We start from the raw sequence: 23,024 nt of genomic DNA, 5'->3' as shown, positions 1-23,024 counted from the left end.
CAGACGTTGAGCGAGACCGAAGCCCCCGCCGCCCCGGCAACCCCGGTGGCGGAACCGCCCAAGACCGACAAGAAGGTCGATTGGGTCACGGAAATCCGCGGCCTCGCCTGGCTGGTGCTGGCGGTGCTGTCCTTCTGGACGTTCATCGCCAAGCCCTTCTACATCCCATCCGAATCGATGATGCCGACGCTGATCAAGGGTGATCGGCTGGTCGTCAGCAAATTCCCCTATGGCTGGAGCTATGCGTCGTCCTTCTGGCATGTGCTGCCGTTCATCCACGGGCGCCTGTTCGGCCACATGCCGGAACGCGGCGACGTCGTGATCCTGACCCCGCCGGGCGAGAGCAGCGATTACATCAAGCGCGTGATCGGCCTGCCGGGTGATACCATAGAGGTCCGCGGCGGCGTCGTCTGGCTGAACGGCAAGCCCATCCAGCGGGTGGCGCAGAAGCCGGCGCTGATCCCGGTCGATGCCAACGTCCCCTGCGATCGCGGCCTCGAAGCCGCCTATCGGGTCACCGGGCCGGACGGCAAGCTCTACTGCGCGATGCCGGTATTCCGCGAGACGCTGCCTTCGGGCCGTACCTATGACACGATCGACCTCGGCGTCGATGCCAGCCCCGGCGACGAATATGGCCCGATCACGGTGCCCGCCGATCATGTCTTCGTGATGGGCGACAATCGCGACGAATCCGCGGACAGCCGCTACCCGATCGAGGAACAGGGCCTCGGCGGCCCGATCCCGTGGGAGAATCTGGGCGGTCGCGCCGAATTCATCACCCACAGCTATGACGGCACCGGCGAGATCTGGAACCCGATCAGCTGGTTCACCGCGCTGCGCCCGCACCGCACCGGCATCAATCTCCATCCGGTGCGCGTCGCGCCACCGAAGAACTGACGGTCCCCCCGCTGATGAGCACGACATCCGACGACGCCAAGTCCGAGCCGGTGGAGGGCCGCGCGCCGCTCGAAATGCGCGATCCGCGGATGCGGGCGGAGCTGGCCAAGGCGATCATCTGGGTCTCGGTCGTGCTCTCGGTGGTGCTGGTCTATGTGCTGGCGCAGCCGCTGCTGCTGATCGTCGGCGGGCTCGTCTTCGCCTCGATGCTGGATGGCGGCGCGCGGCTGCTCGGCCGCATCCTGCCGATCCCGCGCGGCTGGCGGGTGGCGCTCGTCGCCATCCTCGCCCTCGCCTTCCTGCTCGGCGTCTTCTCCTATGCGGGCCTCACCCTGATCGGCCAGTTCCAGGCGCTCAAGACCTTGGTGATGAACCAGTTCGGACGACTCGAAAGCTGGGCCAACGCGCTCGGCATCGCGCCCAAGGGCGGCCCGGACATCGAGGGCATCGGCCGCCAGCTGATGGGCTCGCTCGGCCAGTTGACCAGCGCCGTCGGCGTCGCCCTGGGCGGCATCTCCAGCCTGGCGATGATCGTGGTGCTGGGGCTGTTCTTCGCCGCCGAGCCGCGCATGTACGAGCGTGGCTTTGCCTGGCTGCTGCCGGCCGACAAGCGCGAGGGCTTCTTCCAGACCAGCGCCGACATGGCCCGCACCCTGCGCCGGCTGATGGCGGGCCGCCTGCTCGGCATGGCGGCGGAAGGCTTCTTCATCTGGATCGCGCTGTCGATCGTCGGCGTGCCGTTCGCGCTGCTGCTCGGCCTGATCACCGGCATCCTCGCCTTCCTGCCCAATATCGGCGCGATCGTCTCGGGCGTGTTGACCGTGCTGGTCGGCTTCTCGGCGGGCAGCACCACCGGCTTCCTGGCGATCGGCGTCTATGTGCTGGTGCAGGTGTTCGACGGCTATGTCGTGGTGCCCACCGTCGCGCGCCGCTCGGTGGATCTCGCCCCCGCTCTGGTGCTGGGTATGCAGCTGCTGCTGGGCGCGCTGTTCGGGCTGCTCGGCCTGATGTTCGCCGATCCGCTGGTGGCGATGACCAAGGTCGCGCTCGAACGGAAATCGGGGCTCGATCCCGAGGACGAAGCCAGAAAGACGTCCTGATATCGGCAGAACCCGATGCCGGCCTGAACGAGGCTTGGTAACCCCCGCTCTCATCTGATAGCGCTGGCATCCATGCCCGTTCATACCCCGACTCCCGCTGCCACCGCCGCCCGCGAGATCCTGACGCGGCTGCACGATGTCATGGCCGGGCGCACCAACGCCCAGTCCAAGCTCAGCCATGTCGTCCAGATCATCGGCGAGGCGCTGACCAGCGAGGTGTGCTCGATCTATCTGCTGCGCGAGGGGCTGCTGGAGCTCTACGCGACGCGGGGGCTGCGGCAGGACGCCGTGCACGTCACCAAGCTGGCGCTGGGCGAAGGCCTGGTCGGCACCATCGCCAAATATGTCGAGACGCTCAACCTCGACGAGGCGACCAGCCATGCGGAATTCGCCTACAAGCCCGAAACCGGCGAGGATCTGTTCCACAGCTTCGCCGGCGTGCCGATCGTGCGGCGCGAGCGGGCCGTCGGCGTGCTCTGCGTCCAGCACGAAGCCTCCCGCCGCTACGACGATGTCGAGATCGAGGCGCTCCAGACGGTGGCGATGGTGCTGGCCGAGCTGATCGCCGCCGCCGGCCTGATCGACGAGAATATCGGCGGCGGCATGGACGCCCGCGATGCCGGCCCGGCGCAGCTGCCGGGCCTCAAGCTGGTCGAGGGTATGGCGCGGGGCCATGCCGTCTTCCACCAGCCGCGCGTGATCGTCGAGCACAGCATCGCCGAGGATGTCGAGGTCGAGCGCCAGCGCGTCTATTCGGCGTTCCGCCAGATGCGCGAGCAGATCGAGCGGATGACCAGCCAGGCCGAGTTCGGCTCGATCGGCGAGCATCAGGAGGTGCTCGAGACTTACAAGATGTTCGCCTATGACGAGGGCTGGAGCCGCCGGATCAACGAGGCGATCTCGTCGGGCCTCACCGCCGAGGCCGCGATCGAGCGGGTGCAGCAGCGCCAGCGGATGCGGATGCGCGAAATCTCCGATCCGCTGCTCGCCGACCGGATGCACGATCTGGAGGATCTCTCCAACCGGCTGCTCCGCATCGTCTCGGGCCAGCTCGGGACGGCCGCGCAGCTGGGCCTGCGCCAGGATTCGATCCTGATCGCGCGCAATCTCGGCCCCGCCGAGCTGCTTGAATATGATCGCCGCCGCCTCAAGGGGGTGGTGCTGGAGGAGGGCTCGCTCACCGCGCACGTCACCATCGTCGCGCGCGCGATGGGGATTCCGGTGCTCGGCCGCACCAAGGATATCCGCCAGCGGGTGGTCGAGGGCGATCTGCTGCTGCTCGATGCCGTGCAGCAGCGCGTCGTCGTGCGCCCGACCGCGACGATGGAGGAGGCGTTCGAGGCCCGGCTCTCGATCACCCACAAGCGCCGCGCCGAATTCGCCGCGCTGCGCGACCTCCCCGCGATGACCACCGACGGCGTGCGCATCCAGCTGATGGTCAATGCCGGGCTGCGCGACGACGCGGCGGCGCTCGACGTCACCGGGGCGGACGGCATCGGGCTGTTCCGCACCGAATTCCAGTTCCTCGTCTCGGCGACCATGCCCCAGCGCGAGCGCCAGCAGCGGCTCTACAAGGATGTGATGGACGCGGCGGGCGATCGCCCGGTGATCTTCCGCACGGTCGATATCGGCGGCGACAAGGCGCTGCCCTACATGAAGGCCGAGCAGCACGAGAATGAGGAGAATCCGGCGATGGGCTGGCGCGCGCTGCGCCTCGCCCTCGGCCGCGATGCGCTCATGAAGGCGCAGGCGCGCGCGCTGCTGGAGGCCGCCGCCGGCCGCACCCTGCACGTCATGTTCCCGATGGTGTCGGAGACATGGGAGTATGAGGCGGCGCACGCGATCTTCGAGGATCAGCGCAAATGGCTCGCGGCACGCGGCAAGATGGGGCCGGGTGCCGTCCGCTACGGCGCGATGCTGGAGGTGCCGGCGCTCGCCGAGATGCTCGACCAGCTGCTCCCCAAGCTCGATTTCCTGTCGATCGGCACCAACGATCTCACCCAGTTCCTGTTCGCCGCCGATCGCGGCAACCCGAAGCTGGCGGAGCGCTATGACTGGCTCAGCCCGGCGATCCTGCGCTTCCTCGCGCGGGTGTCTGCCAAGTGCCACGAAATGGGCGTGCCGGTCGGCGTCTGCGGCGAGATGGGCGGGCGACCGCTGGAGGCGATGGCGTTGCTCGGCCTCGGCATCAACCGGCTGTCGATCACGCCGGCCGCGGTCGGCCCGGTCAAGGCGATGATCCGCTCGCTCGATGTCGGCGCGATCCGCGCGGCGATGCCGCCGCTGCTCGAAGAAGCGCCTCGCGATCTGCGCCAGCGGATCGAGACCTGGGCCGAGGAGCATGGCGTAGCGATCCTCTGACCGACCCGGCCATCCGGCCGCGCGTGCCGTGCGCACGACCGGCCGCACTATTTTTCACGACGTCATGCCGGCATTTGACATTGGCGCAAGGCTGTTGCGTAAAAGCCGTGATATTGATCTGCGTTGCTTTATCGGGCCGGGCGCCCAGCGGGGAGACAGAATGACCGACGAGGGCGAGCGGGTGGCGGACGTGCCGACGACAGTGGGCGCGCGGCTGCGCGTGGCCCGCGAGGCGCGTGGGCAGACGCTCGAGGAGATCGGCAAGCAGACCCGCGTGCCGGTGCGCCATCTCGTGCAGATCGAGGAGGGCCGGCTCGACGGCCTTCCCGCCGCCCCCTACAGCGCCGGCTTCGTCAAGGCCTATGCCCGCGCCGTGGATATCGATCCGGTCGCGGCCAGCCAGCAGTTCCGCGCCGAATTCGCCGCCGCCGTACAGGCCTCGCCGCGCATCGCCTATGAGCCCTATGAGCCGGCCGATCCGGTGCGGCTGCCGCCGCGTCTGCTCGCCATCGTCGCGCTGCTGATCGCGGTGCTGCTGGTCGCCGGCTACGGCATCTGGCGCAGCGGCATTCTGACCGGCGAAGGCACCGACCAGCGCGCCCGCCTCGCCGCCAGCGGCGAACCCGTCGAATCGACCGATAGCGGCGCGGCACCTACACCCCAGGCCAGCCCCTCTACGCCCACCGGATCGCCCGCGGCCGCCCCCGCATCCGGCCCGGTACGCCTGACCGCAATCCAGCCGACCTGGTTCGAGGTCAGCGACAAGGCCAGTGGCACGCGCCTCTACACCGGCGTGCTGGCGCAGGGCCAGAGCTGGGACGTGCCGGCGACGGCGGGCGATCCGGTGATCCGCACCGGCAAGCCGGAGGGTCTTCAGGTCTCCGTCGGCGGGCAGACCCTGGCCCCGCTCGGCGAACCGGCGCATACCATCTCCAATGTCAGCCTCAAGGCGGCCTCGCTGACCGCACGCCCGGCGCCTGCCGCAGCCACGACCGCGACGGCGCCCGCACCGTCCCGCGCGCCGGCCGCCCGCACGCCCCGCAAGGCCGGCCCGGCCGCGTCGGCGACCGGCAACGATGCCGCCGTGCCGCCGGCCTTCCGCACCCCGGCCGATGCGCCGAGCCCGGCGCCCGCCACGGCACCGACGCCCAACACGGCGACCACGCCCCAACCCTGACCCGTTTCCGGCTTTTCTTGGCCGCCCTTCATCCTGGCGACAGTTGCGATTTGGGATAGGGTGCGGCCCATCACCTCAAGGGATCATGATCATGCGCCTGGCGATCTTCGCCCTCCTGCTCGCCGGCACCGCCGCCCCCGCGCTCGCACAGACGGTCGATCCGTCGGTGCCGGGCCGAGTCGACAAGCTGGAGCATGAGATGCGCGCGGTGCAGCGCAAGGTCTTCCCCGGCGCCAATCCCGATTATTTCGATCCGCAGATCACGCCGCCGGCCGCCGCCCCGGTCGACAATGGCAGCCCGGCGAGTTCGGTGGTCAGCGATCTCACCCAACGCGTCTCGGCGCTGGAACAGCAGGTCCAGCAGCTGACCAATCAGGCCGAGGAGAATGGCCACCGGCTCGACATGCTGGAACAGAATTACACCAAGATGAAGGGCGATACCGACTATCGCCTCAACGCGCTGGAGGGCCATGGCGCCCCGCCGCCCGGCACCAGCCCGGATGGCGCCGCCGGAACCGGCGCGCCGCCGCCCGTCGTCACCGGCGCGAACGGCAATGCCCCGCCGCCCTTCGGCCCCAAGGGCCGCAAACCGGTCGTCGGCACGCCCGCGCCGACGATGGGCGACGAAGCCGGCGCTGCGCCGCCGCCTGCTGCCGCGTCCGCCGCCGCTGCCCCCGCCGGCGCCCCGGCGGGCGCCCTACCCCCGATCGCCAAGACCGGCGATCCGGCGGAGGACCAGTATATGCTGGGCTACTCGCTGTGGTCGCAGAAGCGCTATGCCGAGGCCGAGACCCAGCTGAAGGCGGTCGTCGCCAAATATTCCAAGCACAAGCGGGCGAGTTACGCGCAGAATCTGCTGGGTCGCGCCTATATGGATGACGGCCAGCTGAGCGATGCCGCCAAGGCCTTCTACGCCAGCTACAAGCAGTTCCCGCGCGGCGAGCGGGCACCCGACAGCCTCTATTATCTCGGCCAGACGCTGTTCCAGCTCAAGAAGAACGCGGATGCCTGCCAGGCCTATGGCGAGTTTCAGGACGTCTATGGCGCGACGGCTAACCCGACGCTCAAGGCCCGCGTCGCGCAGGGCCGCACCGATGCCAAGTGCGGCGCCTGACGGGCAGCAGGTCGCGCGGTTCCGGCAGGGGCTGACCCGCCTGCTCGGCGCGGCCGGGCTCACGGATGACGCCCCGCTGGGGATCGCGCTCTCGGGCGGGGCGGACAGCCTCGCCCTGCTGCTGCTCGCGGCCGCCCACGGGCCGGTGCAAGCGATGACCGTGGATCATGGCCTGCGCGGCGACAGCGCCGCCGAGGCAGCAACGGCCGGCGCCGTCGCCCGGTCGCTCGGGGTGCCGCATGGCATTGCCCTCGTCTCGGTATCCGGCGGCGGCGAGGGTTTGCAGGGCGAGGCGCGACGCGCCCGCTATGCGGCGCTGGCCGAATGGGCGGCCGCGCAGGGACTGGCCGCCGTCCTCACTGCCCACCATGCCGACGATCAGGCCGAGACGCTGCTGATGCGGCTGTCGCGCGGCGCGGGCCTGTCCGGGCTGACCGGCATCCGCCCCGCCCGCCCGCTCGATCCGGCGCAGTCTGGCGGCCCGCAGCTGCTCCGCCCCCTGCTCGGCTGGCGCAAGGCGGAGCTCGAGGCGATCGTCACCGCCGCCGGCATCGAGCCGGCGCGCGACCCCGCCAACGCCAACCCCCGCTTCGATCGCACCGCCGCGCGCGCGCTGCTGGCCGACGCCGGCTGGCTCGACACCGTCCGCGTCGCCCGCGCCGCCGACCATCTGCGCGATGCCGACGAAGCCTTGCGATGGCTCGTCGACGGACTCGCCGCGAAGGCCATCGAGGAGGTCGGTGCGGGAGGAGAACGCGAAGTCTCCATGCCCATCCAATTCCCGCGCGAAATCCAGCGCCGCCTGGTCGTCCGCCTGCTCGCGGATCGATTCGCGAAATCGCCGGATGGCCCGGCCGTCGAGCGGGCGATGGCCGCGCTGGACCAGCGGGACATCGCCCCGATCGCCGACTTATTGGCGCGATCGGACGGCGCGCGGTGGTATTTCCGCGCCGCACCGCCGCGTCGATCAGCCTGATCGACGTTGTTCCATTGCCATTAACCCGGCCAGCCCTACATTATCAGGGCTTCGAAGGGATCGGACGACCAGATGCAGAACGACGACAAGGAACCTCAGGGCGGCGGCGCGGGCGGCAACGCCTGGATGAAGAACATGCTGGTCGTGTTCGCGATCGTCGGCGCGCTCTTCCTGTTCGTGTCGCTGTTCGACGGCGGCATGCGCGACGGTCGCGGCAGCGACACCATCCCCTATTCGGAGTTCCTCTCCAAGGTGGATGACGGCAGCGTCAAGGAAGTGACGATCGCCGACAATGTGATCACCGGCAAGATCGGCAGCGATCAGGGCTTCCGCACCATCTCGCCCAACGATCCGCAATTGGTCGACCGGCTCCAGGCCAAGAGCATCAAATTCTCGGTCAAGCCCGAAGAGCAGACCAATATCTGGCTGGCGCTGCTGTTGCAGTCGCTGCCCTTCCTGCTGCTGCTCACCATCGCCTTCTTCGTGATGCGCCAGATGCAGAAGAATGCCGGTTCGGGCGCGATGGGCTTCGGCAAGTCGCGCGCCAAGTTGCTCACCGAGAAGCATGGCAAGGTGACGTTCGATGACGTCGCCGGCATCGAGGAGGCGCGCGAGGAGCTTCAGGAGATCGTCGAATTCCTGAAGGATCCGTCCAAATTCGCCCGTCTCGGCGGCAAGATTCCCAAGGGCGCGCTGCTGGTCGGCTCGCCCGGCACCGGCAAGACGCTGCTGGCCCGCGCCATTGCGGGCGAGGCCGGCGTGCCCTTCTTCACCATCTCGGGCTCCGACTTCGTCGAGATGTTCGTCGGCGTCGGCGCATCGCGTGTCCGCGACATGTTCGAGCAGGCCAAGAAGAACGCGCCGTGCATCGTCTTCATCGATGAGATCGACGCGGTCGGTCGTCATCGCGGTGCCGGCCTCGGCAACGGCAATGACGAGCGCGAGCAGACCCTCAACCAGCTCCTGGTCGAGATGGACGGCTTCGAATCCAACGAGGGCATCATCATCATCGCGGCGACCAACCGCCCCGACGTGCTCGATCCCGCGCTGCTTCGCCCCGGCCGCTTCGATCGCCAGGTCGTCGTGCCTCGGCCGGACATCGATGGCCGCGAGAAGATTCTCTCGGTCCATGCCAAGAAGGTGCCGATGGCACCCGACGTCGATATCCGCACCATCGCGCGCGGGACGCCGGGTTTCTCGGGCGCGGATCTCGCCAACCTCGTCAACGAGGCGGCTCTGCTCGCCGCCCGCAAGGGCAAGCGCCTCGTCGCGATGCGCGAGTTCGAGGAGGCGAAGGACAAGGTGATGATGGGCGCCGAGCGCAAGTCCATGGTCATGACCGACGAGGAGAAGCGCTCCACCGCCTATCATGAGGCCGGCCATGCGCTCGTCTCGCTCCATGTCCCGGGCTGCGATCCGCTCCACAAGGTGACGATCATCCCGCGCGGCCGCGCGCTGGGCGTGACCTGGAACCTGCCCGAGCGCGATCGCTATTCGATGAGCATGAAGCAGATGAAGGCGCGGCTCGCGCTCTGCTTCGGCGGCCGCATCGCCGAACAGCTGATCTATGGTGCCGACGAGCTCAACACCGGCGCCTCCAACGACATCCAGCAGGCCACCGACATGGCCCGCTCGATGGTGATGGAATATGGCATGTCCGAGAAGCTCGGCTGGCTGCGCTATCGCGACAATCAGGACGAGGTGTTCCTCGGCCATTCGGTGAGCCGTGCGCAGAACATGTCGGAAGAGACTGCGCGCCTGATCGACAGCGAGGTCCGTCGCCTGGTCGAAGAGGGCGAAAGCCATGCGCGTCAGGTGCTGACCGACAAACTCGACGAACTGCACAAGCTCGCCCTCGCCCTGCTCGAATATGAGACGCTGACCGGCGAGGAGAGCAAGCGCGCGATCCGCGGCGAGGATATCGGACGCGACGACAAGTCCGATCGCGCGATGCAGCCTCGCGCATCGGCAGGTTCGTCCATTCCCAAGTCCAAGCGCCCCGGCGGCGGCAATGCCTGGGGCAGCGGCCCGGCTCCGCAGGGCGCCTGATCGGCCGGATCGGCGATATCGAACGATCGGCAGGGGCCGGGGCGGAAACGCTCCGGCCCTTTGTTTTCGGGCCGCGCCCGATGCCGATGCCGTCTGCTCTGATATCCCCTACGGGCCCGGCTGCGGCAGCCATCCCCAGGCCCGATCGGCCTTCTGCGGACCAGGCGGCGGTCCCAGGCTGCGATCGGCGCCTGAAACCATCATCATCCTGAACTGGTTTCGGGATCCCAGCGAACCTTGGCGACGAGCGCCCGCAGCGGCGAGGTGCTGAAACGGGTTCGGCACGACGGTCTCAGCCGACCGCCTCTATTCGGCCTCCAGCCACAGCAGCAGCGCGAAGAACAGCGAGGAGGTGATGGTGGTCATCACCAGCAGCGTGAAGGTCCGCCAGGTCGCGCCGAACCGGCCGAGGCCATAGGCATATTTCAGGTGCTTATACATGTGGACCGGCGGCACGATCAGCCACGCGCACCACAGCCAGGCCTGCTTCACGCCGATCAGATAGAGGCCGATCAGGCCGACCGCGAGCAAGGTCATGAAGCTCAGCGAGTGGATCGCGAAGATGGCATGATCGTAGAAACCGACATCGCGGCGCCACAGGAACATCAGCCAAATGAACGGCACCGAGATCGGGATCAATGCCCAGCTGAACTTGTAGGACGCCATCTTGAGCTTGTAGGCGTAGAGTTCCGGATTGGCCTTCACATGCTCCAGTTGCTGGTCGAGCGTGCGCGAGCCGGTATCGACCTTGAAGCCCTTCACGTCGTCGGCAATGCCGTAATCATAGGTCTTGTCGCTGGTGTGGACCTGGACGAGGTTCGACGCGCTGGGCACCTCCGCGGGCAATTGCGAAGCCGCAGCCTTGAGCGCGGCCACCTCGTTGGTGGAATCCTTGATCTGCTTGTCGAGCGCGGCGGTGTCGGCCTTGGCATCGGCGGCGACCAGCTCGCTCCGTTTCTGCTCGAGGCCGGCGAGCTTGTCGCCCGCCTTCTTGGCCTGCGAATCCATCTGCACGCGGGCCTTGGCCAGCCCCTGCGCGGCACCCGCGACGTCCGGCATCGTCAACCGGTTCACCGCCGCGAACAGCAGGAAGATCGAGAACAGGAACATCGCCATCGGGGTGACGAACTTGGCGCGCTCGCCGCGCACATAGCGGCGGGTCAGCTCGCCGGGATGCCAGGCGATCAGCGGCAACGTGTTCCAGAACTTGCCGTCGAAGTGGAAGACGCCGTGGAGGATATCGTGACCGAGCGCCATGACGTTGCGATGGACATGCCCGCTCTGCCCGCACGCCTGGCAGAAGGGGCCGGTGCGCACCGCCCCGCAATTGAGGCATTCGCCGCCCGCGCCTTCATGATCGGCATGGGCCGCGCCACCGAAGCCCGTGCCGCCGCCGACACGATCGACCTCACCGGCGACGAGGCCGCCGGTCAGGATATCGCCGATGCCATCTGCTGCTCCGCTCACGCCCTACCCCTCATTGCGTTGCAGCAAGATAATACACTCCCCGGCCAGAAGGTCGAGAGGATGCCGAGCCTGTCGATTCCTGCTACGCCACCGGCCATGGACATGCCGTTTCCCCTTTCGGATCAGGATGCCGACGCGCTGATCGCGGCGATGGGCGCCCGCGCCCGCCATGCCGCCGGCATTCTCGCCGGCACGCCGACCGCGCGGAAGGCCGAGGCGCTGCGCAACGCCGCCGCCCTGCTGCGCGAGCGCCGTACCGCGATCCTGGCCGCCAATGCCGAGGATATCGCTCGTGCCGAGGCGTCCGGCATGGCCCCTGCCATGAAGGACCGGTTGCGGCTCGACGACAACCGCCTCGAAGGCATCGCCGCCGCGCTGGAGGCGGTGGCCGGGCTCGACGATCCGGTCGGCAGCATCCTCGATGAGCGCCATCGCCCCAACGGCCTGCGGCTGCGCCGCGTGCGCGTCCCGCTCGGCGTGATCGGCATCATCTACGAAAGCCGCCCCAATGTGACGGCCGATGCCGGCGCGCTGGCGCTGATGGCGGGCAATGCCGCGATCCTGCGCGGCGGATCGGAAGCGCGCGCTTCCAACGCCGCGATCCACGCCGCGCTGGCGGACGGGATCGACGCCGCCGGCCTACCGCGCGATGCGGTGCAACTGATCCCCACCACCGATCGCGCCGCCGTCGGCGCATTGCTGCGCGCGCAGGGGCTGGTCGACATCATCATCCCGCGCGGCGGCAAGGGCCTCGTCGCGCGCGTGCAGGACGAGGCGCGCGTGCCGGTACTCGCCCATCTCGACGGCATCAACCACAGCTTCGTCCATGCGTCTGCCGATCCGGCGATGGCGGAGGCGATCGTGGTCAACGCCAAGCTGCGCCGTACCGGCGTCTGCGGCTCCACGGAGACCTTGCTGATCGACCGCTCCTATCCCGCTCCCGAGGCACTGGTGACGGCGCTGCTCGATGCCGGCTGCGCGCTCAACGGCGACGCGGCGGCGCAGGCGCTCGATCCGCGTGTCACCCCCGCCACGGACGCGGACTGGGATACCGAATATCTCGACGCGATCTGCACCGTCGGCTTCGTCGATGGCGTGGAAGGCGCAATCGCCCATATCGCCGCCCATGCCTCGCACCATACCGACGCGATCATCGCCGAGGATGAAGCCGCCGCCGAGCATTTCCTGAATGCGGTCGATTCGGCGATCGTGATGTGGAACGCCTCCACCCAGTTCGCCGATGGCGGCGAATTCGGGCTGGGGGCCGAGATCGGCATCTCCACCGGCCGGCTCCACGCGCGCGGCCCGGTCGCGCTCGAAGGGCTCACCACCTACAAGTGGCAGGTGCGCGGCACGGGGCAGACCCGTCCTTGAAGCGCATCGGGTTGCTCGGCGGGTCGTTCAATCCGGCGCATGAGGGGCATCGGCGAATCAGCCTGTTTGCGCTGGAGGCGCTCGGGCTGGACGAAGTCTGGTGGCTGGTTTCCCCCGGCAACCCGCTCAAGCCGCAGGAGGGCATGGCCCCGCTGGCCGCGCGCGTCGCCTCGGCCGAGCGGATGGCGCGGCGCGCGCGGATCGTACCGACCGCAATCGAGGTGCTGCTCGGCACCCGCTACACCGCGGATACCCTCGCAAAACTGGTCCGTCGCTATCCGCACCATCGCTTCGTGTGGATCATGGGCGCGGACAATCTCGCCCAGTTCCACCGCTGGAAAGCGTGGCGCCGGATCGCCCGAACGCTTCCCATTGCCGTGATCGCCCGTCCGGGCTATGAAGGCGCTGCCCGATCCGCGGTCGCGATGGGATGGCTTGGCCGTTTTGGCCAGTCCCCGAGTGCCGCGAGACGGTGGACGCGATGGAGTTTGCCGGCGCTCGTGCTGCTGCACACAGTACCAGATCCGACTTCCGCTACCGCCCGACGGGCCGCCGATCCCGATTGGCATCGTCGCATTCAACCAAGGGCCCCTCGCGATCGCGTGACGCGTCGGCCCGTTCCCCCGGAGGACCATTGCCTTCTACCCCCGCCGCCACCCGTGACATGACGGGCGGCCCCGCTGCATCACCCGAGGCCGACGCGCTTCATACGCTCATCCTGCAATCGCTGGATGACGATCAGGCCGTCGAAACCATCTCGATCCCGCTCGCCGGCAAGTCGAGCATTGCCGACTTCATGGTGATCGCATCGGGCCGGTCGAGCCGGCAGGTGTCCTCGATGGCCTCCAAGCTGGCCGAGAAGGTGAAGGGCCAGACCGGCCAGAGCCCCAAGATGGAAGGCCTCGCCGCCGCCGACTGGGTGCTGATCGACGCAGGCGACGTGATCGTCCACCTGTTCCGCCCCGAGGTCCGCAGCTTCTACAATCTGGAACGGATGTGGGCGTTCGGCGACGAAAGCGCCGCCACCGCGTCCCCCAGCAACCCGCCGGCCCCGCTGCCGGACGCCTGACGGCACCCCGTTGCTGCTGCACATCGTGGCGCGCGGGCGGATCGGGCGCAGCCCGGAGGCGGACCTGGTCGAGCGCTATCTGAAGCGCGTGACATGGCCCACCAAGGTCAGCGAACTGCCTGATGTCGGCGGGCGCGTGCCCGATGTCGCGCCGGGCACCCGGCTGGTCGTGCTTGACGAGACCGGGCGCGACCTGCCCTCGCGCGAGCTCGCCGCGATCCTCGGCCGCTGGCGCGACGACGGCGTGCGGGAAGTGCGTTTCCTGCTGGGCGCCGCAGACGGCCATGAGGCGCAGACGCGCGACAAGGCCGATCTGCTGCTTGCCTTCGGCAAGGCGACGTGGCCGCACATGATGGCGCGCGCGATGCTGGCCGAGCAATTGTGGCGGGCAGCCAGCATCCTCGCCGGCCATCCCTATCACCGCGAAGGCTGATGCACCGGCGGCGGATCCTGCTGGCGGCGACCGCGATCGCCGCACTGGCGACGACCGCGCAGGCCCCCGGCCTCGATGATGCGCGCGTCTCGCTGCTCGCCGCCAAGCAGGCCGCCGCCGCCGCCGAAGCCCATGCCGCCGCCCTCAGCCAGGCCGCGGAAGATGCCGGCGACGAGGCCGGGCGCGCCCGCGCCCATGCGGCGGCGCTGGGGATGCAGGTGCAGGCGGCGCAGGCCGACATCGCCGCCGCCCGGGCGCGCATCCGGCTGATCGCCACGCTTCAGCAGGCGGCACGCGATCGGATCGGCGACAAGCAGGGGCCGATCCTCAGCCTCGTTGCCGCCTTGCAGACGATGGCGCGCCGCCCGCCGGCGCTCGCCATCGCCCAGCCTGGTTCGATCGACGATATCGTCCATATCCGGCTGCTGCTCGCCGATACCCTGCCGGTGATCCAGGCCCGCACCGCCGGGCTGCGCGCCGATCTCGACCGGCAGACCCAGCTGCGCGGCGATGCCGAGCGGGCGATCGCCGCTCTCGCCGCCAGCCAGACGCTGCTCGGCCAGCGGCAGGCCGAACTCGGCAAGGTCGAGCAGACCGCCCTTCGCCGATCGCAACGGCTCGCCGATCAGGCGGCCGACGAACGGCAGCATGCCCTCGGTCTCGGCGAGGAAGCGCGCGACGCCGCCGACCGGATGCAGACGCTGGAAAATGCCGGCGACGTGCGCGCCCGCCTCGCCAGGCTGCCCGGCCCCGAACTGCGCCCGGCCGGCGCCGACGACGCCCTGCCCGGCGCCGATGGCCCGCCGCGCTATGCGCTTCCGGCATCGGGCGAGGTCGCGACCGGATTCGGCGAGGTCGCCCCGTCGGGCGTGCGATCGCGCGGCCTGACGCTGGCCACCGCGCCGGGCGCCAGGGTCACGGCCCCGGCCGCGGGTATGATCGTCTTCGCCAAGCCCTTCCGCAGCTATGGCCAGGTCGTCATCATCGCCCATGGCGGCGGCTGGACGACCACCGTGACCGGGCTTGCCGCGATCGACGCGAAGGTCGGCCAGCGCGTGGCGCGGGGCGATGCCCTGGGCACTGCCGGCGCGAGCGTGCCGCTGATCACCACCGAATTGCGGCGCGACAACCACCCGATCGACATCGTCGCCATGGCCCAGGCGAACTGATCCGGGACGTCACGCCATCGGGATCACCGGTCAGCCGGCCGACACGGCCTGCGCGACGGAGGCGTGGTGCGGCGTCGGGCGGCCATGCTCGTCCACCGACACCATCGTGAACGCCGCCGTCGCCGCATGACGGCGTTCGCCGGTCAGCAGATTCTCCGCCCACAATTCGATCCCGATGCGGATCGAGCTGCGCCCGGCCTTCTGCACCTCCGAGATCGTCTCGATCATCTCGCCCTCGCGGATCGGCGAGCGGAAATCGATGCGATCGGAGGCCGCCATCACGATCACCGCGCGGCTGAACCGGGTCGCCGCGATGAACGCCGCCTTGCCCATCAGCTTGAGCGCATCGCCGCCATAGAGCGTGCCATAATGGTTGGTCTGGGTCGGGAAGACGATATCGACCATGCGCAGCCGGCCATCGGCGGCGGCGGCGAGGGCCGCGACCGGCGGCAGCGGCAACCGCGTCTCCGGGCCCTTGACCGCGACCAGCGTGAACGTCCCCCGCGTGCAGAGCCGGCGTTCCGCGCTGACCGTGCCCTCGGCGATCAGCTCGACCTCGATGTCGATCGAACTGCGCCCGACGCGGACGACATGGCCGCTCGCCTCGATGATGTCGCCGGTGTGGGCGGGCGCCGCGAAATCGATCTTCTCGGACGATGCCGTCACGAACGGCGCACGGCCGTGACGGGCCGCGACCAGAAACGCGATCTTGTCCATATGCGCCAACGCGACGCCGCCGAACAATGTGCCGTGGTGATTGGTATCACCCGGAAAAACCATGTCGATCAGTTGGATCGATGTGCCGTCGCCTGCTACCGCCATAGGTCTCGCTTCGCTCGCGCAATGCGGTCGGGCGCCGACGCGCGGCCAGCCGGGCACCCCGCGCAGGCCGATAGTCCGGCGGCCAGACCGGACACCCCGCCGGTGGTCGTTATCGCGTCGGAGGCAGGTCTCCTGGCTTGCGGATCGTCACGACCACCCAGGCCTTCCCGGCGCCGCACGGCACCAGTGACACCGAACAGGGTTGTCGCTCACCGCTTACAGTTGCGGGGGCAGCACCGGAATCCGCACCGGAGTGCATCACCGATTTCCCGTCTTAGCCTCATCCATGGGATGAGGAACCTCGACGCCCCGTCCTTCGCAACCGCACGCACCTGCGTCAAGCGCGTCCGTCCGGTTGCGCGCCATCCGGTCAACTTCACCCGACCACATGGGCATGGCTGCGCGCTTCGGAGAGGAAATGACGGCCAGCGGGGGACAGGCTCTTGTGTCGATAGGCGATCGCCATCCGGACGATGGGCTGCACATCGCTCAATTCGCAATAGCTCACGCCCTGGATCATCACCATCCGCATCGCCGCCGGCACCAGCGAAACCCCCAGTTCCGCCGCGACGAACGCCAGAACCGACGCGATCTGCGGCGCCGACTGGCCCAGTTCCGGCTCGAAGCCCGCCGTGCGACACGCCACCACCGCCGCATCGAAGATGCTCGGCCCCATGTCGCGCGGGGTCAGGACGAAGGCCTCGCCGGCCAGTTCCGACAGCGCCAGCACGCCGCGGGCCGCGGCGGGATGCGCCGATGGGAGAGCGGCCACCATCGGCTCCTCGTCGAGCACGTCGATGTGCAGACCGTCGAGTTCGACGGCATCCGGGCGGAGGAACGCCGCATCGAGCAGATCCTCCTGAAGCGAGGCGATGAGATCGAGCGAATTGCCTTCGCGCAGCGTCAGCTCGACGCCGGGAAAGCGGCGGCGATAGGCGCGGATGATGCTCGGCACGATCGGATTGAACGCCGCCGATCCGGTGAAGCCCACCCGCAGCGCCCCCATTTCGCCGCGAGCGGCGCGCTGCGCGCCGTGGATCGCAGCCAGCGCCAGATCGGGAAAATTGCGGACGCCGGCATAGAAGGCCTCGCCCGCCTCGGTCAGTTCCGCGCCCTGTGGGATGCGATGGAACAGCCGGGTGCCGATCTCGTCCTCCAGATCCCGGATCTGCTGGCTCAGCGGCGGCTGGCCGATGCCCAGCCGCCGGGCCGCGCGGGTGAAATTCCCCTCCTCGGCGACCGCCAGAAAATAGCGGACATGTCGCAACTCCATCGCTATCTCCAAAACATATCATGTTCGCCGATTCGAGATATTAGACAGATATCGACGGCGGCGCCACATGCGTGTCCGGAGACATTGCATGTTCACTGATTTTGAAGCGTTCGGCCTCGTTCACTCTCATCATGACGAGGGCTTCGACGGCCCCTTCGACCAGCCCGACATCGGCGAGATGATCGAAGCCCGGGACATGCTGACGCCGACCGTGTTCCTCCCCGGCCTGCTCTGCGACGCCAGCCTGTGGCGGACCCAGATCGACACGCTGGCGGGCAGCGTCGCGCCGATGGTCGCCGACCTGACCCTGGATGACAGCATCGCCGCCATGGCGCGGCGGGTGCTGGCATCGGCGCCGAACCGCTTCGCGTTGGTCGCGCTCTCGATGGGCGGCTATGTCGCGCTCGAAATCATGCGCCAGGCGCCCGAGCGCGTCACCCGGCTGGCGCTGATCGACACGAGCGCGCGGGCCGACACCCCCGAACGCGCCGCCGTCCGCCGCGCCGGCATGTCCTCGCTGGCGCGCGGCAAGTTCGTCGGCATCACGCGGGCGCTGCTGGATACGCTGGTCCATCCGGAAAAGACCGTCGGCCCGGTCGCGGATACCCTCCGCGCGATGGCCGGCCGGGTGGGCGGAGCGGCCTTCCTGCGGCAGCAGCGCGCGATCCTCGACCGGATTGATTCGCGCCCGGATCTGCCCGACATCCGCGTCCCGACGCTCATCGCCGTCGGGGACAGCGATCAGGTGACGCCGCCCGATCATGCCGAAGAGATGGCCGCGCTCATCTCCAATGCGCAACTGCATGTCTTCAAGCGCTGCGGCCACCTCCCCGCACTGGAAATCCCCGACGAGACCGCCGCGCTTCTGGCGAACTGGCTGCGCTGAAGAGAGCGGCTGCGCCGCCACCAAGGCGCGCGCGGATCGCATGACCGAAAGTTCATGAAACATTCCGGATCCGTCACATCTTCTACGTGCCGGAGAAAAAGACATGACGGATTTTGCGCGTGCCAGGGGTCAGCAGGAACAGCCATCGCAGGAGGGGCACAGCCCTTCCCGCTCGTTCATCCGTCGGGTCAAGCCATGGCATTGGTATTCGATCGCCGGGCTGGTGATCGTCGGGCTGCCGGCCTTGTGGATCGCCTTGGCCTATGGCGGCCTGCCGCGCCTCTGGAGCCACCACGAGCATAAAAGGATCGGCAGCCGCGAGGAGATCGTCTCCTACACCGCGCAGGACATTCCGGCCGACCCGATCAATCTGCACCTCAAGGGAAATCAGGGCGCCATCGTCTGCGCATTCAAGCGCGCCGGCTGGTCGGTGGCCGATCCGGTGACGCTGATCTCCTCGTTGAAGATCGGGGCCAGCGTGATCCTCCAGCGGCCTTATCCCGAGGCGCCTGTGAGCCCGCTGTTCGTGCAGGACAAGCAGCAGACGATCGCGTTCGAGAAGGAAGAGGGCAAGAGCGCCGACCATCGCCACCATGTCCGCGTCTGGCAGATCGGGAAGAATGACTGGCTCGGGGCGGCGACCTTCGATCGGGGCGTGGGACTCAGCCTTTTCACGCTCCAGATCACCCACCATATCGGCGCGGACGTCGATGGCGAGCGCGACAATGCCGGCAGGATCCTGACCGCCGGCGGGGCGACGATGAGCGGCACCGAATCCTCGCGGATCGCGGCGGGCCAGCAGCATCGGAATGGCGGCGGCGATCCTTATCGCACCGATGGCAAGATCAACGACTACACCCTGTCCGGCGGATCCTGTTGATCGGGGCCGGCGCGCGCGCCGTTTCGGCCTATGGTTTCAGCCTCTCCGCCAGGAAGGCATCCGACGCTCGATAGGCTCTGACCCAGCTTTCATGGCGCAGGAAGGCATGGCGTTCGTTGGGCAGCACCAGTTCCTGAAACGGGATGGCGCGCGCGGTCAGTTCGGCCGCCAGGTCGACCGACTGGGAGAAGGGCACATTATGATCGTCGTCGCCATGCACCAGCAGCACCGGCGATCGCCACGTCGCCAGCGCGCCAAAGGGCGAACTGTCCCACATGAGCTGTTGGGCCTTGGCCTGCGCGTCCGGCGATAAAGTGCCCGGCGGCGCGCGCAGCAGATTGTGGACGCCGTGCATGTCGACGCCGGCCGCAAACAGATCGCTGTCTCGTGCCAGCCCCAGCGCCGTCAGATAGCCGCCCCAGCTTCCGCCCCACAGCCCCACCCGCTTCGGATCGACGTCCGGGCGATGCGCCAGATAGAGGCCGGCCGCGCGCACGTCGCGATATTCGCTGGCCCCCTCCCGGCCGGTGCCGGGCGCCTCGCGGAAATCATGGCCATAGCCGGTGCCGCCGCGATAATTCACCGACAGCACGTCATAGCCCTCGGCCGCGAAATGCTGGTTCATGATGTAGGCGTTCGCATAATAGCCCATCGGGTTGAAGCCGGGCAGCATCTGCCGGCGTGGCCCGCCATGGATGAAGACCAGCGCCGGATGCGTCGCGCCATGCCCCTGCGCGCGGAACAGCTGCGCATGCACCACCAGGCCATCGTCGGCGTGGAGGATCACCGGCTCCGGCGCGACATAGCCCGCAGCCGGCGCGAAATCCGCCTCCCGGTCGGCCAGCGGCGTCATCCGTCCCGTGTCCGCCACCAGCGCGGGATGGGCCGGGCGGGTCGCATCGGTCGCGATCACGGCCATCTGCCGGCCGGCGAAGATCGGCGCGGATTCGGCTCCGTCGCCCCCCGTGACGCGCGTCGCCGCACCACCACCGACGGCCAGCCGCCAGAGGTGGCGCCGATCGATATCGCCATCGTTACCGGTGTAGATCAGCGTCCGGCCGGCATCGTCCAGCTGGAAGGCCTCGACCTCCCATGGCCCCGGCGGGGTCAGCGCCACCGGCGTGCCGCCGGCTGAAGGGAGGGCATAGAGATGGCGCCAGCCGTCGCGTTCCCACGGGAAGATCAGCCTGTCGTCGGCGCTCCACAGCAGGTTGCGGCCGCCGGTGCCGCCATAGTGCGCGCCGGCACCGGTCGGCGCGGCCCACACCGTCCGCGCCTGCCCGGTCTCGAGATCGACGCGCCGGATCGACCAGAAGGAGGCCATGCTCGCCGCGGCGCCCGCCGGCGGATCGGTGATGCGCAGGAAGGCGATATGCTTCCCGTCCGGGGAGAAGACCGGATCCTGGTCCTGCTGGAAGCCGGCATCGGGATAGCGGAGCGTGCCGCTGTCGACATCGAACAGCCCGATGATGCGATGATCGCCGCGATCGTTCGAAAAGAGCAGCCGGGTGCCGTCTGGCGACCAGGACAGCGCCTCGATCGTACCGCTGACCGACAGACGCCTGGATGCCGGCTGGCCATCCATTCCACCGATCCACAGATCGCCAGCGCGGACGAAGGCAATATGGTCTCCCCGGGGCGAGAAGACCGGCATATGGCCCGCCCCCAGCGGCACCGGGGCCGCCCGGCCATCGAGCCGGGCGAGATAGACGGTCTGGCTCGGCGGCGAGGCGCCGAGGGCCGGATTGGGGATATCGCCATCGGGAAACTCCTCGTCCCCACCCCGCACATAAGCGAGCATCCGGCCATCGCGCGACAAAGCGAGATCGTAGATCCCGGCGCCGTCGTCGGCCGTGAAAGCGGTAATCGCCCGCGCCCTGGCGCCGGAATCCGCCACCCAGACATTGCGGGCGCCCGCGCTATTCTCCACCCAGGCGAAGCGGGGCACGGCGGCCGCGCCGGTCAGGCCGGAGGCGAAGGGCATGGCCAGCGCGCGGGACAGCCCGCCATCGACAGCCGGGCCGTCCTGCGCCGCCGCCATCGACGGCATCATCGCGGGCAGCACCGCCGCGCCCAGACATATCATCAGCCGATGCATGAACCGCGCCTCCCGAATGCCAGCCAACGCATGTTAGGCAAGACCGACAAGCGCGTACAAGGCACCCACTGCCACCGAGGCCGCGACCGACAGCGCGCTGCTCGCGATCGCCGCCGCCCCATGAGTTGGCTAGCGCCGATCGCCATTCGGATTGGTGGGATATCGGGCGATCGTTTCGTTTCAAAACGTCATGCTGAACTTGTTTCAGCATCCCGCCTCCTCCGGGCGCTCAGCGCCAAGCTTCGCTGGGATCCTGAAACAGGTTCAGGATGACGATCGCTTCAGGCGCAGATCTTAGCCTGATCCGCTGAATGTCGATCGGCCCTAGCATTACAGTTGCATTCTAGTTTTGAGATGAGCTCGTCTGGCAGCGGCTTGGTGCGCGCGTCGCCAGCATGACCAGGCGATGATGTACGCGGGCCGTATGCGGCGCTGAGCGAGCTTGTTGGCGATCCGCCGAACTTCCTGGATCGACCAGCGGATCAGATCCTGACGGTCCGCGTCCTCGATCTTTTTGGGGGCGTCACGGCATTGGCGCGGTATCGGATCACCGCCATCATGGCGAAGGCGAGCATGACCAGAGAGACGTGGCGATGCCAGCCATGCCACGAACGGCTTTCGTTATGATCGAGGCCGAGTTCGTTTTTGGTGGTCTCGAAGCTATCTTCAATCGCCCAACGACGGCCTTCGACAGCGACGAGTGTCTGGATGTTGGTGCCGGCCGGGCACCAGGTCGTGAAGTAGGCCAGGTCACCGTCGCTGATGTTACGGCGGATCAGCAGGCCCCGGGTCCACACGCCTGATTTCGTCTCGTCATATTCATCGGCATCGAGATCGGCGAGCTCGCAATATGCCCAGTCATGAAGACGGGCGCCCTTTGTGCCCTCACCAGCGGACAGGCGTTTCCATGCGTCTGCATCGAGGTCTTGTGCGATCTCCTCCGCCTTGCCTGCGACCGGGGGCTTGTCGCCCCAAGAGCCAAAATAGTGATCCGACTTCACGCCGAGAACGTAGCCCTTGCAGGCTCGACGCAGGGCCTGCTCGACGTCACCGACCCCATATACGGCGTCCGCCGCGACCCATGAAAATGGGACCTTGGCCGCCAAAGCCCGCTGTATCATCTGAACAGCCAAAGCCGGCTTGGTGGCGAAGGCTAACGCTTCAGGGACATGGGTTGCGGCAAGTCGTGCGGGATCACCCGTCCAGCTCTTTGGAAGATACAAAGCGCGATCGATAAACGCGTGCCCGCGAGCCGATACATAGGCCACGAATACACCGATCTGGCAGTTCGTGATCTTGCCAGCCGATCCGGTATATTGACGCGCAACGCCACAGGAAGCCTTGCCTTGCTTGAGGAAACCGGTCTCGTCGATGACCAGGACTGCCTCGTCGGTCGCAAGGCTCTCAACAACATAGTCTCGTACGATGTCGCGAAGCTCGTCTGCCTCCCATCGCCCGCGGCCCAAAATAGCCTGTTGCCGCCAAGGCCCCGGATCCCCTGCAGCCTCGGCGCGCATCCAACCCGTCTTGCGGCGCTCGTCACTCAGCAAGCCGTCCAGAAACAGGTTCGCAGACGCCGCAACGCGCTCCTGCGTGAACAACCCGCGCATACGGCTCTTCACGTCCCGCAGCGAGGACGCCCACAACTCCAGTGTCGCTTCTATCGATGCACCCGTCATCCACGGCCTCCTTACCATGGAGACCTATTGATTCAGAGTTCCGCTTGATATGCAACTGTAATGCTAGCATTACAGTTGCATTCTAGTTTTGAGATGAGCTCGTCTGGCAGCGGCTTGGTGCGCGCGTCGCCAGCATGACCAGGCGATGATGTACGCGGGCCGTATGCGGCGCTGAGCGAGCTTGTTGGCGATCCGCCGAA

19 protein-coding genes and 1 riboswitch are annotated in these 23,024 nt (G+C 68.1%); of the genes, 14 read left to right on the top strand and 5 right to left on the bottom strand.

Going from position 1 to position 23,024, the window contains the following annotated elements:
• The first annotated feature begins 6 nt into the window (after window positions 1-6).
• The 7 genes from lepB to ftsH all read left to right on the top strand — a co-directional run bounded on the left by lepB (window position 7) and on the right by ftsH (window position 9,674).
• Entirely contained in the window at window positions 7-897 is an 891-nt protein-coding gene (lepB, locus tag PBT88_RS02040) for a signal peptidase I (RefSeq protein ID WP_407696498.1), read from the top strand.
• Window positions 898-911: 14 nt separating this feature from the next.
• Window positions 912-1,997 (top strand): AI-2E family transporter, encoded by a 1,086-nt coding sequence (locus PBT88_RS02035; protein ID WP_270077585.1) that lies wholly within the window; start codon window positions 912-914, stop codon window positions 1,995-1,997.
• Window positions 1,998-2,069: 72 nt separating this feature from the next.
• Complete coding sequence (gene ptsP, locus PBT88_RS02030) at window positions 2,070-4,358, top strand: phosphoenolpyruvate--protein phosphotransferase (RefSeq protein ID WP_270077584.1); 2,289 nt, start codon at window positions 2,070-2,072, stop codon at window positions 4,356-4,358.
• A 160-nt stretch (window positions 4,359-4,518) separates the two neighbouring features.
• On the top strand, window positions 4,519-5,535 hold the full coding sequence (locus tag PBT88_RS02025) for a helix-turn-helix domain-containing protein (protein ID WP_270077583.1): 1,017 nt from the start codon (window positions 4,519-4,521) through the stop codon (window positions 5,533-5,535).
• Window positions 5,536-5,620: 85 nt separating this feature from the next.
• Entirely contained in the window at window positions 5,621-6,649 is a 1,029-nt protein-coding gene (locus PBT88_RS02020) for a tetratricopeptide repeat protein (RefSeq protein WP_326521562.1), read from the top strand.
• Window positions 6,630-7,625, top strand: coding sequence for a tRNA lysidine(34) synthetase TilS (gene tilS, locus PBT88_RS02015; protein WP_270077582.1), 996 nt, complete (start codon window positions 6,630-6,632; stop codon window positions 7,623-7,625). The genes PBT88_RS02020 and tilS overlap by 20 nt, the downstream gene beginning before the upstream one ends.
• A gap of 72 nt (window positions 7,626-7,697) precedes the next feature.
• On the top strand, window positions 7,698-9,674 hold the full coding sequence (gene ftsH / locus PBT88_RS02010) for an ATP-dependent zinc metalloprotease FtsH (RefSeq protein ID WP_270077581.1): 1,977 nt from the start codon (window positions 7,698-7,700) through the stop codon (window positions 9,672-9,674).
• A gap of 306 nt (window positions 9,675-9,980) precedes the next feature.
• On the opposite strand, the gene PBT88_RS02005 is transcribed toward ftsH, so the two are convergent.
• A complete protein-coding gene (locus tag PBT88_RS02005) occupies window positions 9,981-11,141 on the bottom strand; it encodes a DUF3667 domain-containing protein (protein ID WP_270077580.1) in 1,161 nt (386 codons plus the stop codon).
• 96 nt (window positions 11,142-11,237) lie between these two features.
• Here PBT88_RS02005 and PBT88_RS02000 point away from each other — a divergent pair, with 96 nt between their 5' ends.
• From PBT88_RS02000 to PBT88_RS01980, 5 genes are read left to right on the top strand one after another with little or no spacing between them, the layout of a single operon-like run.
• Window positions 11,238-12,515, top strand: coding sequence for a glutamate-5-semialdehyde dehydrogenase (locus tag PBT88_RS02000; RefSeq protein WP_270077579.1), 1,278 nt, complete (start codon window positions 11,238-11,240; stop codon window positions 12,513-12,515).
• Window positions 12,512-13,183 carry a nicotinate-nucleotide adenylyltransferase gene (locus PBT88_RS01995; protein ID WP_270077578.1) on the top strand — a complete coding sequence of 224 codons (672 nt, stop codon included), beginning with the start codon at window positions 12,512-12,514 and terminating at the stop codon, window positions 13,181-13,183. The genes PBT88_RS02000 and PBT88_RS01995 overlap by 4 nt, the downstream gene beginning before the upstream one ends.
• On the top strand, window positions 13,180-13,584 hold the full coding sequence (rsfS, locus tag PBT88_RS01990) for a ribosome silencing factor (RefSeq protein WP_270077577.1): 405 nt from the start codon (window positions 13,180-13,182) through the stop codon (window positions 13,582-13,584). The genes PBT88_RS01995 and rsfS overlap by 4 nt, the downstream gene beginning before the upstream one ends.
• Window positions 13,585-13,594: 10 nt before the next feature.
• Window positions 13,595-14,017, top strand: coding sequence for a 23S rRNA (pseudouridine(1915)-N(3))-methyltransferase RlmH (locus PBT88_RS01985; protein ID WP_270077576.1), 423 nt, complete (start codon window positions 13,595-13,597; stop codon window positions 14,015-14,017).
• Window positions 14,017-15,186 carry a murein hydrolase activator EnvC family protein gene (locus PBT88_RS01980; RefSeq protein WP_270077575.1) on the top strand — a complete coding sequence of 390 codons (1,170 nt, stop codon included), beginning with the start codon at window positions 14,017-14,019 and terminating at the stop codon, window positions 15,184-15,186. Before PBT88_RS01985 ends, PBT88_RS01980 begins: the two co-directional genes overlap by 1 nt.
• Window positions 15,187-15,216: 30 nt before the next feature.
• Here the strand turns inward: PBT88_RS01980 and PBT88_RS01975 are convergent, their stop codons facing one another.
• The gene (locus PBT88_RS01975; protein ID WP_270077574.1) at window positions 15,217-15,966 is read right to left on the bottom strand and encodes an acyl-CoA thioesterase; all 750 of its coding nucleotides are present in this window, start codon (window positions 15,964-15,966) and stop codon (window positions 15,217-15,219) included.
• Window positions 15,967-16,113: 147 nt separating this feature from the next.
• A riboswitch (cobalamin riboswitch) is annotated at window positions 16,114-16,326 on the bottom strand.
• Between the two features lie 58 nt (window positions 16,327-16,384).
• Entirely contained in the window at window positions 16,385-17,281 is an 897-nt protein-coding gene (locus tag PBT88_RS01970) for a LysR family transcriptional regulator (RefSeq protein WP_270077573.1), read from the bottom strand.
• A gap of 88 nt (window positions 17,282-17,369) precedes the next feature.
• Here PBT88_RS01970 and PBT88_RS01965 point away from each other — a divergent pair, with 88 nt between their 5' ends.
• Together PBT88_RS01965 and PBT88_RS01960 are read left to right on the top strand one after the other, a co-directional pair.
• Window positions 17,370-18,167, top strand: a complete 798-nt coding sequence (locus PBT88_RS01965; RefSeq protein WP_270077572.1) for an alpha/beta fold hydrolase — start codon at window positions 17,370-17,372, stop codon at window positions 18,165-18,167.
• 103 nt (window positions 18,168-18,270) lie between these two features.
• The gene (locus PBT88_RS01960) at window positions 18,271-19,047 is read left to right on the top strand and encodes an LssY C-terminal domain-containing protein (protein WP_270077571.1); all 777 of its coding nucleotides are present in this window, start codon (window positions 18,271-18,273) and stop codon (window positions 19,045-19,047) included.
• A gap of 28 nt (window positions 19,048-19,075) precedes the next feature.
• Here the strand turns inward: PBT88_RS01960 and PBT88_RS01955 are convergent, their stop codons facing one another.
• Window positions 19,076-21,145: a S9 family peptidase gene (locus tag PBT88_RS01955; protein WP_270077570.1), complete on the bottom strand. Its 2,070-nt coding sequence runs from the start codon at window positions 21,143-21,145 to the stop codon at window positions 19,076-19,078.
• A 482-nt stretch (window positions 21,146-21,627) separates the two neighbouring features.
• Window positions 21,628-22,842 carry an IS701 family transposase gene (locus tag PBT88_RS01950; RefSeq protein ID WP_270075978.1) on the bottom strand — a complete coding sequence of 405 codons (1,215 nt, stop codon included), beginning with the start codon at window positions 22,840-22,842 and terminating at the stop codon, window positions 21,628-21,630.
• Between the last annotated feature and the right edge of the window lie 182 nt (window positions 22,843-23,024).

This window comes from Sphingomonas abietis (assembly GCF_027625475.1).
Classification (GTDB): domain Bacteria; phylum Pseudomonadota; class Alphaproteobacteria; order Sphingomonadales; family Sphingomonadaceae; genus Solisphingomonas; species Solisphingomonas abietis.
Note: the sequence above shows the minus strand (reverse complement) of the source record. Positions and strands in the feature narration are given on the sequence as shown.